Annotated in this window: 13 protein-coding genes; 5 read left to right on the forward strand and 8 right to left on the reverse strand. The window is 65.7% G+C overall.

Annotated elements, in window-relative coordinates:
- The 3 genes from HZZ13_RS30410 to HZZ13_RS30420 form a co-directional block, all read right to left on the reverse strand.
- Window positions 1-198, reverse strand: a 198-nt coding sequence (locus HZZ13_RS30410) for a helix-turn-helix domain-containing protein (protein ID WP_246504256.1), incomplete at its 3' end; no start/stop codon positions are given.
- A 111-nt stretch (window positions 199-309) separates the two neighbouring features.
- A complete protein-coding gene (locus tag HZZ13_RS30415; protein ID WP_197963186.1) occupies window positions 310-771 on the reverse strand; it encodes a DUF488 domain-containing protein in 462 nt (153 codons plus the stop codon).
- A gap of 7 nt (window positions 772-778) precedes the next feature.
- Window positions 779-1,615 (reverse strand): DUF72 domain-containing protein, encoded by an 837-nt coding sequence (locus HZZ13_RS30420; protein WP_197963187.1) that lies wholly within the window; start codon window positions 1,613-1,615, stop codon window positions 779-781.
- 288 nt (window positions 1,616-1,903) lie between these two features.
- Here HZZ13_RS30420 and HZZ13_RS30425 point away from each other — a divergent pair, with 288 nt between their 5' ends.
- The 3 genes from HZZ13_RS30425 to HZZ13_RS30435 all read left to right on the forward strand — a co-directional run bounded on the left by HZZ13_RS30425 (window position 1,904) and on the right by HZZ13_RS30435 (window position 4,987).
- Window positions 1,904-2,107, forward strand: coding sequence for a hypothetical protein (locus tag HZZ13_RS30425; RefSeq protein ID WP_197963188.1), 204 nt, complete (start codon window positions 1,904-1,906; stop codon window positions 2,105-2,107).
- Between the two features lie 243 nt (window positions 2,108-2,350).
- Window positions 2,351-3,478 (forward strand): glycosyltransferase family 2 protein, encoded by a 1,128-nt coding sequence (locus HZZ13_RS30430; protein ID WP_197963189.1) that lies wholly within the window; start codon window positions 2,351-2,353, stop codon window positions 3,476-3,478.
- Window positions 3,479-3,484: 6 nt separating this feature from the next.
- Entirely contained in the window at window positions 3,485-4,987 is a 1,503-nt protein-coding gene (locus HZZ13_RS30435) for a glycosyltransferase family 39 protein (protein WP_197963190.1), read from the forward strand.
- Between the two features lie 4 nt (window positions 4,988-4,991).
- On the opposite strand, the gene HZZ13_RS30440 is transcribed toward HZZ13_RS30435, so the two are convergent.
- Together HZZ13_RS30440 and HZZ13_RS30445 are read right to left on the reverse strand one after the other, a co-directional pair.
- Window positions 4,992-6,881 carry a CHASE2 domain-containing protein gene (locus HZZ13_RS30440; protein WP_197963191.1) on the reverse strand — a complete coding sequence of 630 codons (1,890 nt, stop codon included), beginning with the start codon at window positions 6,879-6,881 and terminating at the stop codon, window positions 4,992-4,994.
- A 60-nt stretch (window positions 6,882-6,941) separates the two neighbouring features.
- Window positions 6,942-7,460 carry a FecR domain-containing protein gene (locus tag HZZ13_RS30445; protein ID WP_197963192.1) on the reverse strand — a complete coding sequence of 173 codons (519 nt, stop codon included), beginning with the start codon at window positions 7,458-7,460 and terminating at the stop codon, window positions 6,942-6,944.
- A 664-nt stretch (window positions 7,461-8,124) separates the two neighbouring features.
- On the opposite strand from HZZ13_RS30445, the gene HZZ13_RS30450 reads away from it, so the two are divergent.
- The gene (locus HZZ13_RS30450; protein WP_197963193.1) at window positions 8,125-9,201 is read left to right on the forward strand and encodes a DUF2778 domain-containing protein; all 1,077 of its coding nucleotides are present in this window, start codon (window positions 8,125-8,127) and stop codon (window positions 9,199-9,201) included.
- Window positions 9,202-9,235: 34 nt separating this feature from the next.
- Here HZZ13_RS30450 and HZZ13_RS30455 read toward each other — a convergent pair whose 3' ends face one another.
- The 3 genes from HZZ13_RS30455 to HZZ13_RS30465 all read right to left on the reverse strand — a co-directional run bounded on the left by HZZ13_RS30455 (window position 9,236) and on the right by HZZ13_RS30465 (window position 11,927).
- Window positions 9,236-10,573: a caspase family protein gene (locus HZZ13_RS30455; RefSeq protein WP_197963194.1), complete on the reverse strand. Its 1,338-nt coding sequence runs from the start codon at window positions 10,571-10,573 to the stop codon at window positions 9,236-9,238.
- Window positions 10,574-10,682: 109 nt separating this feature from the next.
- The gene (locus HZZ13_RS30460) at window positions 10,683-11,321 is read right to left on the reverse strand and encodes a glutathione binding-like protein (protein ID WP_197963195.1); all 639 of its coding nucleotides are present in this window, start codon (window positions 11,319-11,321) and stop codon (window positions 10,683-10,685) included.
- 12 nt (window positions 11,322-11,333) lie between these two features.
- Complete coding sequence (locus tag HZZ13_RS30465; protein WP_197963196.1) at window positions 11,334-11,927, reverse strand: cysteine hydrolase family protein; 594 nt, start codon at window positions 11,925-11,927, stop codon at window positions 11,334-11,336.
- A gap of 128 nt (window positions 11,928-12,055) precedes the next feature.
- Between HZZ13_RS30465 and HZZ13_RS30470 the strand changes: the two genes are divergently transcribed.
- Entirely contained in the window at window positions 12,056-12,895 is an 840-nt protein-coding gene (locus HZZ13_RS30470) for a LysR family transcriptional regulator (RefSeq protein ID WP_197963359.1), read from the forward strand.
- Window positions 12,896-13,001 lie beyond the last annotated feature (106 nt).

A 13,001-nucleotide genomic window follows, 5' to 3' on the forward strand; every position in this document is an offset into this window, starting at 1 on the left:
ATGCGGCCGCCGCGACTGGTTCTGAGCCCAATCCTCCTCGGCGGCCTCTGCCGTGGTCGCCCTAGCCAGCCATTTGTACGCGGTCTTCGGACTTATTCCGAAGCGACGGCACAACTCCCGCCGGTTCACGTCCGCCTGTCGGAACAATCGAACGAACTCTTTCCTCTGGTCCATGAGTGACACCTCGCGCCACGGCATGTCGGCCCTCCCAAGCCCTTCCATGCCGTCGATGTGTTACCCATGTCTCCGAACGGTGTTACCCATGTCCCCGGTCCGCACAACAAGCCCGGCCATGACGGAGAAAGCCGCTCAGGCCTGTCGCCCCGCCAAATTCTTCACCGCAACCCCATCGCGCTCCTCGATGATCTCCGCGATCATCTGGCGGTGGCAGTGGGTGTGGTCGCGCTCGTAGCAGAGCAGGCACACCGGGCCGGCCTTCTTCACCAGCGCCGAGAGCTCGTCCATCTCTTCTTTCGCCTGCGGTGTCTTCAGGTGCTTCGAATAGATCTTCTCCAGCACGTCGTACTGGCCGCTGCGGGCCGCGAGGCGGCCTTCCTTCGGGGTGCCGAGCGCGGCGAGATGGACATAGCCGATGCCGCGCTCGTCGAGGCCCGCCGACAATTGCTTCTTGGAAAAGCCCGGCCGGCGCGACGACGTCACCGCGCGCACGTCGACCACGAGCTTGACGCCGGCCTGTTCCAGCTCGTCCAGCACGGCCTTGGGCGGCGTCTGCTCGTAGCCGATGGTGAAGAGCTTCTTCGCCTTTGCCATGTGACCCTCAACTCACCCGCGCAATCAGTTCCATGGCGCCGTGCGGTGCGCGCACCTTGCCCTCGTGGATCACATAGGCGAACACGTCGCGCGGCTCCTTCTTCGGCTTGGCCTTGTCGACCTTCGGGAGATCGTCGGGTTCACCGCCCGATGCCCAGTCCTGGAAGCGCTTGGCCCATGCATCGAGCTGCTTCGGCGGATAGCAGGTCTTGATCTCGTCATTGCCCTTCTGCAGCCGCGCGTAGACGAAATCGCCGGCGACATCCGCGATGGCGGGATATTTGCCGTGCTCTGCGAACACCACCGGCGTCTCGAATTCGCGGATCAGCGCCACGAAGTCGGGCGTGCAGAAGCTGTCGTGGCGCACTTCAACGACGTGGCGCAGAGCGCGCCCCTCGAGCTTGCGCGGCAACAGCTCCAGGAACTTGCCGAAATCGGCGCCGTCGAACTTCTTCGTCGGCGCAAACTGCCACAGCACCGGCCCGAGGTGATCGCCGAGTTCCAGCACGCCGGAATCGTAGAACCGCTTGATGGAATCACCGGCCTCCGCGAGCACGCGGCGGTTGGTCGCAAAGCGCGGGCCCTTCACCGAGAACACGAAGCCATCGGGCACTTCGCTCGCCCATTTGCGAAAGCTCTCCGGCTTCTGCGAGCCGTAATAGGTGCCGTTGATTTCGATCGAGGTCAGCTTCGAGGCGGCATAGGACAGCTCCTTCGCCTGCGCCAGCTTCTCCGGATAGAACACGCCGCGCCAAGGCTCGAAGGTCCAGCCGCCAATTCCGATGAAGATTTTGCCGGATTTTTTGGACGCAGTTTTTGCTTTGGCCACGGGAGGATCTCGCATCGACGGGGAGGGATCTCATCCTAATCAAACCAGATGTGATTGGCCAGTTGGCCGGTCCGGTCTAAGCTCGCGACGGGCCCGCGAAGAAGGAGAACAAGATGCGGATGCTGCTGGTGGGAGTAGCAAACACCGGCCGCCTCAGAAGTAGCGAGTGGCGAATGGCCAGTGGCGAATAGGGTGGGCAGACAATCTCCCCATTCGCTACTCGCCATTCGCAATTCGCCCCAGGGACTTCCGGCCGCGCGCCCATCCATGGTATCACTCGCCACATCGGGAGCAGGAACTTGCATGTCGTCTGAGTCGGTGGGTGGCATTCTGGGGGCGATCGTCGCGGCGGTCGTGCTTGCGGTTGCTGTCGTGTTCGGGCCGATCGGCCAGTACGGCAAACCGCCCAAGCCGGCGAAGGTCGAGCCCGCCCCGACGGCGGCACCGGCAGCCCCCGCCGCGCCCGCCCCACGCGGGCCGATCATCCGGGAAGTGCCCAACCAATAGCGCTTGAAAAATCGGGTTTCCGCCCCCTTGCGGAACGCCTTTGCCGTCCCCATCTAGCTTCCAACGGCGACGTTGAGCGTAAAGAACTCCGTCGCTGGGACGACCTTGGAATAGCTTAAGGCTTGCGCCGGATGTACGCGCGGCCCGCCGTTCCGGGGTCGTTGGCATTTTAGGCCCCCTTTTCGGCCCTTCCCCAGAACCCCGGCTTGGCAGCGCAGGATGCGGCGGATATACGCTGCCGTCATGAACGAAGCGATCAGACCGGGCATCGACACCTGGGCTCAAGAGGGGCCGGAACTGTCGATCATCGTCCCGACTTTCAACGAGCGCGACAACGTCACCGTGCTGTACCGGCGCCTGGAGGCGACGCTCGCCAACGTCGCCTGGGAAGTCGTGTTCGTCGACGACAATTCGCCCGACGGCACCTGGGACGTCGTGCGCGAACTGGCGCAGCGCGACAGCCGCGTGCGCTGCGTCCGCCGCATCGGCCGCCGCGGTCTGTCGGGCGCCTGCATCGAGGGCATCCTTGCCTCCAGCGCGCCCTATGTGGCGGTGATCGATGCCGACCTCCAGCACGACGAGACGCAGCTGCCCAAGATGCTGCTCTTGCTCGCGAGCGATCAGGCCGACCTCGTCGTCGGCAGCCGCTACATCGAGGGCTACAAGAGCGAAGGCTTCAACAAACAGCGCGCCGGCGCCAGCGCGCTCGCGACCGAGGTCGCCAAGAAGATGCTGCGGGTCGAGATTGCCGATCCCATGAGCGGCTTCTTCATGATCCGCCGCGACCGCTTCGAACAGCTCGCGCCGAAGCTCTCCGTGCACGGCTTCAAGATCCTGCTCGACATCGTCGCGACGGCGCACGGCAGCTTACGGGCGGTCGAGATTCCCTACACATTTGGCGCCCGCCAGCACGGCGAGAGCAAGCTCGATTCCATGGTCGCGCTCGACTTCCTCGGACTCGTCTTCGCCAAGCTGACCAACGACATCGTCTCGCTGCGCTTCATCCTGTTCGCGATGGTCGGCGGCTTCGGCCTCGTGGTGCACCTGGCGACGCTTTTCATCGCGCTTCGCCTGTTCAACGCGCCGTTCCCGGAGGCGCAGGCCGCCGGCGCCATCGTCGCCATGACCAGCAATTTCATCCTCAACAACTTCCTCACCTATCGCGACCAGCGGCTGAAGGGCTTTGCGCTGCTGCGCGGCCTGATCGCCTTCTACCTCGTGTGCAGCGTCGGCCTGCTCGCCAATGTCGGCGTCGCTTTCTCGGTCTACGACCAGGAGCCGATCTGGTGGCTGGCCGGCCTGGCGGGCGCGCTGATGGGCGTGGTGTGGAACTACGCCATGTCCGGACTGTTCGTCTGGCGCAAGAAATAGTGGGACATGGGCGGGGCTGACGCGCGGATCGTCCGCAATACCGCGCTGCTGATTCTCGCGCTGGTGGGCTTGCGGCTCGTCGCAGCCGCGTTCACCCCTATTACCTTCGACGAAGCCTATTACTGGATGTGGTCGAAGAGCCTCGCCGGGGGCTATTACGACCACCCGCCCATGGTCGCCTATGTGATCCGCGCCGGCACCATGATCGCGGGTGACACCGAGCTCGGCGTCCGCCTCGTCTCGGTCCTGCTCGCACTGCCGATGAGCTACGCGATCTATCGCTCCGCAGCGATCCTGTTCGGCGGCGTGCGCGTGGCCGCGACGAGCGCCATCCTGCTCAACGTGACGCTGCTGGCTTCGGTCGGCACGCTGATCGTGACGCCCGATGCGCCGCTGCTGGTCGCCTCCAGCTTCGTGCTGTTCTTCCTCGCCAAGGTGCTGGAGACGGGACGGGGCGCCTGGTGGCTCGCGGTCGGGATGGCGGTCGGCGCGGCGCTGCTGTCAAAATACACCGCGATGTTCTTCGGGCCGGCGATCCTGATCTGGCTCGCCTCGGTGCCAAAACTCCGGCGCTGGTTTCTCTCGCCCTGGCCCTATCTCGGCGGCCTCGTTGCGCTGGCGCTGTTCTCGCCGGTGATCCTCTGGAATGCGGACCATCAATGGGTCTCGTTCGCAAAGCAGCTCGGCCGCGCCAGGATCGAGGACTTCCGCCCCGTCTTCATCGCCGAGCTGATCCCGACCCAGATTGCGTTCGCAACGCCCTTGGTCTTCATCCTCGGCGCGATGGGGCTGCACGCGCTGACCTGGCAGCGCGCCGGCGCGCTGGCCTCGCGCGTGCTGATCGAGACGATGTTCTGGACCATCGTCGCCTATTTCGTCTGGCATTCGCTGCATGCGCGCGTCGAGGCCAACTGGTTCGCGCCGGTGTATCCGCCCTTCGTCATTGCTGCGGCCGCCGCTGCCAATCTCGCGCAATGGAAGCCGCGTCAGCGGCGCCTCGTCGAATTCTGCCTGCGTTGGGCCGCGCCCGTGGGCATCGTGATGTTTGCAGCCTTGATCGTGCAGGCCAATACCGGCTGGTTGTCCGGCTATCGCCGCGATGCCACCGTGCGCAGCGTCGGCGTCGGCTGGCGCGAGCTCGCTGCGGGAATCGAAGCGGTGCGCGCGCGCAGTGGCGCCACCTGTGTGCTCGCGCAGGATTACGGCACCACGAGCTGGCTCGCATTCTATCTGCCGCGCGGCACCTGCGTCGCGCAGCAAAGCCAGCGCATCCGCTGGGTCAACATGGCTGAGCCCGATCCCAAGCTGCTCGCCGGCAAGCTGCTCTATGTCGACGAGCTGCGCGCCGACGGCCATCCCGCCCTCAACACTTTCTTTGCGCAGGTGACGCAGATCGCACAATTGCAGCGCAAGCGCGGGCCGCTCGTGGTCGAGACCTACGGCATCGACCTGCTGGAAGGCGCCAAGGGCGAGGTGCTGGACCACTCGCCGCCACCGGAAGCGCGGTAGCGCCTTAATCGATCATCTCGGCCTTGTCGGCATCCTGGCCCGGCCCATCCCGATCGCGCCAGAACCAGACGGTCACGACGCCGGAGCGGCCGCGGACCTGGGCGAGCAGGGGACCGGACAGAACGCCGTCGGGCGCGCCCTGGAAGTCGGCCGCATCCAGCAGCGTGTCGCTCAGCGCGAGCCGCGCATCGTTCTGCGCGGCAATCTCCATCAGCCGGCTTGCGACGTTGACGGTGTCGCCAGTCGCCGTGATGTGCTGATGGCTTTCGCCGAGCCGCGAGGCGACGATGGGGCCGCAATGCGCGCCGATCTTGAAGCCGAGCTGAGCTGCGGTCGCTGGCGGCAGCGATGCGATCCACCGTTCGAGGCCGCGGTGCAGATCGACCGCGCATTTCAGCGCGCGCGCCGCATCGTCGGGCATCGCGCGCGGCAGCCCGAACAGGATCATGGCGCCGTCGCCGAGAAAGCCGGTGATCATGCCGCCGCAATCGATCGCGGTCCGGTCGATCAGCGCATGAAACGCCTTCAGAAGATCCGTGAGCTCGTCCGGATCGATCCGCTCGCTCAGACCGGTGAAACCGGAGAGATCGACGAACACCACGGCTGCATCCTGCCGCACCGGATTCGACAGGAAGTTCGGATCTCGCGCCAGCCAATCTTGCAGCGCCGGAGCCTGAAATTGCGCGAGCGACCTGCTCCGGGCGGCTAAATATTGCGTGCGGCGGCCTCCGGCCCACAGCTGCACGCCGGCAAAGACCGCAACCGGCGGCACGGCGGCGGCGAGCGCGGTCGCGGCGTTCAGCCAGACGCCGTGCGTGAACGCGAACAAATTGAGCCCGGCCCAGGCGATCATCACCGCGGCCGCCGCCATGGTGCCGAGCGCGATGCGCCGCCAGGCGAGCAGGCCCACCAGCAGTACCGGCAGCAGGATCGCCGTGAGCGCGTCGGCAATGCGGACCCTGTGGTCACGCAAGATGACGTCGCCGGCGAGGAGATGCGTGATCGCGGTCGAGACCACCTCGACGCCGGGCATCAGGGAATCGAACGGCGTCGGATAGAAGTCGCCGCCGCCGGCGACGGAGGCGCCGATCACGACGATCCGGTTCTCGATGGCCGCGCGATCGAGCGTGCCTTCGAAAATGCTCTGTGCGCTGACGGTACGGATCGTGCGGCGCGGGCCGTAATAGGTGATCGGCAATGTCAGATTGCTGTCGGTCGGCACCACGTGACCGCCGAGTCTGAGGTGATCCGGCGCGACGGTCAACGGCTCGTCGAGCGCGCGGGCGGCGACGCGCAACGGAAACGACAGCTCGACCTTGTCGCGGGTCCGGAACAGCATCGGCACCGCGAGCGGCGAGCCTGATTGTCCTGTCGCGACGTTGACGATGCCGACCTCGGCGTGATCGGCGAATGCCGGCAATGGCTGCAGGAAGCGCTCGGCCTCCGGCAGTACGGCCAGGGGACCTTCGCTGCTGGGGGCCACGGTTTCGCTGGCGGAGGGGAAGATCGCCGCGGCGGCAAGCACCATGGGACCGGTGGCCAGCGTGTTGGCCAGCGTCGCATCGCCGATCGCGGCGCTACGGTCGACCAGCAGCAGGTCGATCGCCACGACCTTCGGCTTGAACTGCACGATGGCATCGACGACGCGGGCGAGATCGGCGCGCGGAAGGGGATAGGTGCCGCCGCGCTTCACGACGGTGTCGTCGATCGCGACGATGGTGACGAGATCCGGCGGACGCTGCACGCCGCGGGCCTGGGTCCGCCAATCCGTCAACGTGGCTTCGAGGCGGTCCAGAAAGCGCAGATGGCCGTCGGCGTGCGTGGCATAGATGCCCGCGCCCCACAGCGCGGTGAGGACGAGTGCCACCAGGATCTGAACGCGTCGGCTGCGCATGCGGTCGTCTTGCAATCTACTGTATTCAAATCTCGCGGGTCGAGCCGTCTCGACCCAGCCTTATTGCCCGAGTCTGGCCATGAGCGCGTCGACGCGCGGCTGGCCCCATGTCTTGACCGTCAACGGGCCGGTTGCCTCGACGTCGACGCCTTCGCCGGGTCCGAGCACGACGCCGTGTCCACGAGCCCTGCGGGTCACGCCGACCCGGCCGTCGGCGACGAACACGGAAGTCTTGGTTTCAGCGACATCGACTGCCCATTTCGTGCCGCGCACTGCGGCAATCGCCTGCGGCGTCAGCACCTTGAAGGGATTGCCGCGCGGTTTCTTGGGCACCTCGATCAGCAGCGCTTTGCTGCTCAACTCCACGGAGTCTATATGTCCGTCGCGGTTGGCGTCCTTAAGTTCAAATCTGGCGCCGTTTTCCGCAACGATGGTGATGCCGTTGTCGCAGCTCCAGGTCTGCGTCCCGGCCGCCGACGGCGATGCCGCGCACCCCGCATTCGCGGCAGGCTGCGCAGTCGCAGGTCCGATCAACAGAAACGACCCCGCCAGGGCGAAAAACCGCGCGATCCCTCTCATGCCAGCCTCCGTTTGCGTGCTCGGCACAGTTCAAGGCGGGATGATACGGTACCGTATCACGTGCAGAGGCTGCTGAAAAGTGCCGAGGTGGGAGCTATTTTCTCGCGGCGGCGATGTCCAGAACCGACGCGATCAACTTTCAATCACGGCGCCGTGCCGCGTGATGTCGCTCGGCGCGTAATGCACGTGCCGTTGCCCCGCGGCCGGTCGACGAGGCCAATCGGACGGGTCGTCCACCAGCCTCGCGCAACGCTGGCGCGTTACGTTCAGGGGCAGTTGAGGACCACGAAAATGACGTTCTTGGGTGCGTCATGGATGTGGCCGCAGACATCCGCAAAGCGTGCTGAACCGGCCGAGAATTATAGTTAACAAACCCAACTAAGTCCGTAATTCTGCGGGCTTTTTTCTCAAAACGGGACAACGTTAACGTGTTGCCCCAGATCCGCCCGAACTTAATCCGCATTTAACTAAAAGTCGCCTTAATGACGCTCCGACCCTCTGCGAGATGCTGTTCCCGGATCGTGACCAGCGGCACTTCGAAGGGGGACTGAGTGACACCGTCCTGGACGCAAGGCGAATGAGTACGAGTATCGCTGCGCAGAGTAACGCGGCACGGAAGTCCAAGAATTTCTCCAAGAACAATTCGCGGAAATCTTCCCGGAAAATGACGACCAATTGGCTTGGCGCCGCGGCGATCGGCTGCGTCGTGATGGGCGCCGGCTGGACCATCCACAGCAACATCTTCGGCGCGAGCGTCTATCCGACCGTCGGCAGCGTCGGCTATGACGAGCCGGTGATCAAGCGCGCGCCCAGGGTGGCGCTGCGCGAGGCCGGCGAGGCCATCAAGGAAACCTTCGCGCTGCTGCCCGACCGTCTCCAGGTCGCAGCTCCGATCTCGCGCGAGATGTTCAACGAGCGCTTTGCCGCGGCCGCAACACAAGGCGTGCCGTCGAATGCCGCAAGCGCCGCACCCGCAACGCAGGTTGTTGCGGTGGCCAAGGACGCTCCGAAGCAGGGCGTGATCGCGAAGGTCGCGGAAGCGCTGAAGCCGGCAGCCAAGAGCGCCGATAACACCACAGACAAGACCAAGCGCGCGCCGGCTGCCCAGCTGCAACTCGCCTCGGCTGATCCTGCCGAGATCGTGCCGGCGCCTGAAGCGAAACCGAAATCCTTCGCCGATCGCGCCAAGGCCGCGGTGATGTCGATCACCGCTCCGCGCCAGTCGATGGTTGAAAAGCTCTGGGGCAAGCGTGAGCCCTCCGGCGGGCTGCTCGCCTATGCCTCGGCCGATGCCAGCGTGACCGCGTCCATCGCGCCGAAGGAGCAGAACCCGATGCTCGGCGGCGCGCCGCCCTATGAGCGCGACACGGCGGTCTACGACATTACCGCCAAGACGGTGTATCTGCCCGACGGCACCAAGCTCGAGGCGCATTCCGGCCTCGGCTCCAATCTCGACGATCCGCGCTCCTCGAAAATCCGCATGCGCGGCGTGACGCCGCCGCACATCTACACGCTGAAGCCGCGCGAGGCGCTGTTCCACGGCGTGCCGGCGCTGCGCCTGACGCCGATCGGCGGCGAGAGCGCGATCTACGGCCGCGACGGCCTGCTCGCGCACACCTTCATGCTCGGGCCGAACGGCGATTCCAACGGCTGCGTGTCGTTCAAGGATTATTACGCATTCCTCGACGCCTACCGCAACAAGGGCATCCGCAAGCTCGCGGTGCTGGCGCGGGTGGAGTGAGGCGCAGCGTGGCCGCCCGTGTGGTTATGGCTGGCTAGCGCTTGACGAAGGTGAAGCTGCACGGACGCAGTTCGTTGCGTTTGCCGCTGCCGCGACTGCGCTCGAATTGCGCGTCGATCGTGTACGCGTATGGTGAGCCGGGGGCGATATTGTTGATGGTGTAGGCGCTCGGACCGGTGAGGCCGCGTGCACTGAGCGTGCTCTTCCCATCAGCCGATATCTGACCGTCGATTTCGAGCGTGCTGTTCGTACGGGGGTCGCGGTCCTCTGCATGAAATACGCCGTTCGCGACCGTGGCCGACAGCGCTCGGGTGTAGCCTAACGCCTTGCCTGAGCTCGCGCAGTTCACGGTGACGTCCCACTTGCCATCGAACGTCTTGTCCTCGCCGCCCGCCGGCGCAAGTGCCACCTTCTGCTTCAGGCTGTCGATCCGCGCCCTGGCCAGATTTGCGAAGCTGCAATTCGGAAAGCGCGCGAGGTGATCCTCATAGGCGCCGGTGGTGCCGATCCCATCGGCGGCCCTCCAATGTGCTTCCGCGGATGCGCAAGGATCGGGCCGGGGTGCGGCTTGCGGGGCCGTCACCGTGACCGATACCGGTCCGTTCAGGTAGAACTTCCCGATGATCGACAGCGAAAGCTCCGGTAGCTGGGTCTTGCCGCTGCTCTCGTAGACGTCGCTGCTGATGTCGCGGAAGACCTCGCCGATCTCCTGCGGCTGCTCGATGTGCTTGAGGAACGCCGTCGTATAGGGGCTGTTGCGGCCACTGCCGTCGGCGGCGACCTGACCCGCTTGCGTCGAGAACGCCACAATCGTGCCCCGGGGAGCATCGACCTTCGACAGCCCTCGTCCGATCGAGGCGGCGCGCGTCGAGGCGGCGGAGCGCTTGAGAGTTTCGGCCAGCGGATTGTCGCGGCAGGAATCCAGCACGAGGATGCGCAGGTTCTTGGCCTGCTGCAAATCGTTCACGATGTCGTCGACCCGCACGAAGCGCTTGAGATCCGCTTCATCCGTGAGCACGGCATCGACGGGCATCAGGTAATTCACGCCGTTGTACTGCAGCGCATGGCCGCTGTAGTAGAACATGGCAACATCCGCCCGGCTCGCCGCGCGCGCAAAGCGGATGGTCAGGTCCTGCATGTCGGCCTGGCGCAAATCGATGCCCTGGAGCACCTCGAAGCCGCTGCGCCTCAGCGAGGCAGCGACGTCCTCGGCATCATGCGACGGGTTGGGAAGCTTCGCCGTCGATGCGTAGGCGCCGTTGCCGATCACCAGCGCGACCCGCGTTTCCGCCGATGCCGGAGCAAGGCACAGCCAGTAGGCGAGGAGAGCGGCGCAAGACCGCAATAGGCACATTCCGGAAGAAGCAGGCATGAATGCCCTCCCAGGAAATATCGAAAAATATCCCCGAGATTAGCGCATGCCGCGCCGACATCAATGCTCTGCCTGCCCGGCCTCCGGATTGCGCCGCCGCGGCATCCCGTCACGCCGCGCTTGCAGCCAGGGTCTTGCGCAGCGCCATCTCGGTCGCGATCGCCGCTTTCACCGCGGGCCGCGCCAGCATGCGTTCCAGATAGGCGGCCAAGGACGGCCAGCGCGCGATGTCGATCCCCGCGGGACGAAGCAGCAGCAAGGTCCAGGTGAGATGGGCATCTGCCACGGTGAAGGCGTCGCCGACGAGGAATTCGCGGCCCGCCAGATGCGCTGCCGGCACCGACAAGGTCTGCATGATCCTCGCGCGCGGCTTGGCCAGCGAGCCCTCGTCCTTGTACCAGAAGGTTGGAAACAGGAACGCCTTGTGGATCTCGGCGCCGACGAAGCTCAGCCATTCCTGCAGGCGATAGCGATCGAACTCGCCGGGCCGGGGCGCAAGGCGTGCCTCCGGCTTCACATCGGCGATGTATTGCAGCACCGCTGCGCTCTCCGTCAGCCGCTCGCCGTTCTCCAGCACCAGGACCGGCACCGCGCCCTTCGGCGACACGTCGCGGAAGTCGCTGCCGTCGTCCACGAGCCGCTTGGTCCAGATATGGGCGAGGTGATACTGCGCCTCGATCCCGGCCTCCAGCAGCGCGATGCGGCTCGAGAGCGAGCAGGCCATCGGAAAGAAATAGAGCTGCAGCATCGCAACGTCTCCTCAGGTCAGTGCATCGCTCGGCGCGATGATCGCGAAGCGATCCGACAATTCGGCCAGCGCGACCTCGTGGATCATTCTCGCCGGCAGCGCGCCGCCGCGCCCGTCGGGAAGATCGCGCGTGGCGCAGGCGTCGGCCGCGATCGTCGTGCGCAGGCCGAGATCAAGCGCGGCGCGCGCGGTCGAAGACACGCACATATGCGTCATGAACCCCGCGAGCACGATGTTCTTGCGTCCGGTCGCGGCCAGCCGGGCCTGCAGGTCGGTGCCGGCGAAGGCATTCGGCAACGCCTTCTCGATCACGGGTTCGGTCGCGAGCGGCGTCAGGCGCTCGACGATCGCACCGCGTGCCGCCTCGCGGTCGAACAGGCCGCCGGCGCGGCCCTTGTGCGCGACGTGGAAGATCGCAGCTCCGCTGTCCCGTGCGCGCGCGAGCAGGCGCGCAGCCGCGGCGATCGCCGCTTGCGCATCGGGCAGGGTGAGCGGGCCGGCGCAATATTCGTTCTGGATGTCGATCAGAACGAGGCAGGTCTCGTTGAGCTTGGGCGGATTGAGATCGGCGCCGGCGAGTTCGAGCAGCGTCTTTGGAGCGGTCATGCTGTCAGGCTTTCGTGAATGTCGGATGCTTCGACACTAGCGTAGCAGCAGCCTGCCATTGTGCAGGACTATTGCAGCTGATGGCTGCAGATTTGCAGGCGGCGGCAGTGACTGCTAAGCTTGCTCCGATGAACTGGGACGATCTGCGCATCATCGCCGCGGTCAGGGACGAGGGCACCTATGCCGGCGCCAGCGCGCGGCTGCGCATCGACGAGACCACCGTCGGCCGCAGGCTGGCGCGCATCCAGCGCGATCTCGGCGTGCCGCTGTTCGATGCGGTGGACGGCATGCGGCGGCCGACGCGCCAGTGCGAGGCGGTGCTCGCGCATGTCGGCGCGATGGCCGCGCATGCGGCGGCGATCGACCGCATCAAGGAGAGCCAGGCCGGCCCGGTCGGGCGGCTGCGGATCGCCTCGACCAATGCGGTCGCCGAAGAGCTGCTGGCGCCGCATGCGAGCAGCTTCCTGCGCGATCATCCTGGGCTGACGCTGCAATTCCTCACCGCGAGCGGCAACGTCAAGTTCTCGCGCTGGCAGGCCGATCTCGCCATCCGCCTGCGCAAGCCGGAGAAGGGCGACTTCACCATCTCCAAACTCGGCGACGTCAGGCTGTACTTCTTCGAGCCCGCGGACCGCGGCGGCGGCGAGCCCGTTGCGTGCGTCTATCCGGACGAGCTCGATGCGATTCCGGAAGCGCAGTTCTTGCGTGCGAAGCGGCTGACGAACGTGCGCTGCATCACCGACAATGTCCGCATCATCCGCACCATGATCCAGTCGCATCAGGCCATCGGCGTGCTGCCCGAGCACAGCTGCGCTCCCCTGCTCGCCGACCGCAGCCTGCGCGCCACCCTGCTGCCGAAGCGCCGCGACGTCTGGCTGCTGGTGCAGAACCACCTCAAGCGCGATCCGGCGACACGCGTGACGATCGACTGGGTGAGGGCGTGCTTCCAGGACATCTCGCGCAATTGATGCCGCATATCGCCGCGATCATCGCGCCACGCCGCGCAAGCTGCGACGAAAAAACTTCAGCCACCCCCTTGCAACCCGAACGTGCCTGGTCTATTAGCGCCGTCCT

Origin of the sequence: Bradyrhizobium agreste (assembly GCF_016031625.1) — a bacterium.
Taxonomy (GTDB): domain Bacteria; phylum Pseudomonadota; class Alphaproteobacteria; order Rhizobiales; family Xanthobacteraceae; genus Bradyrhizobium; species Bradyrhizobium agreste.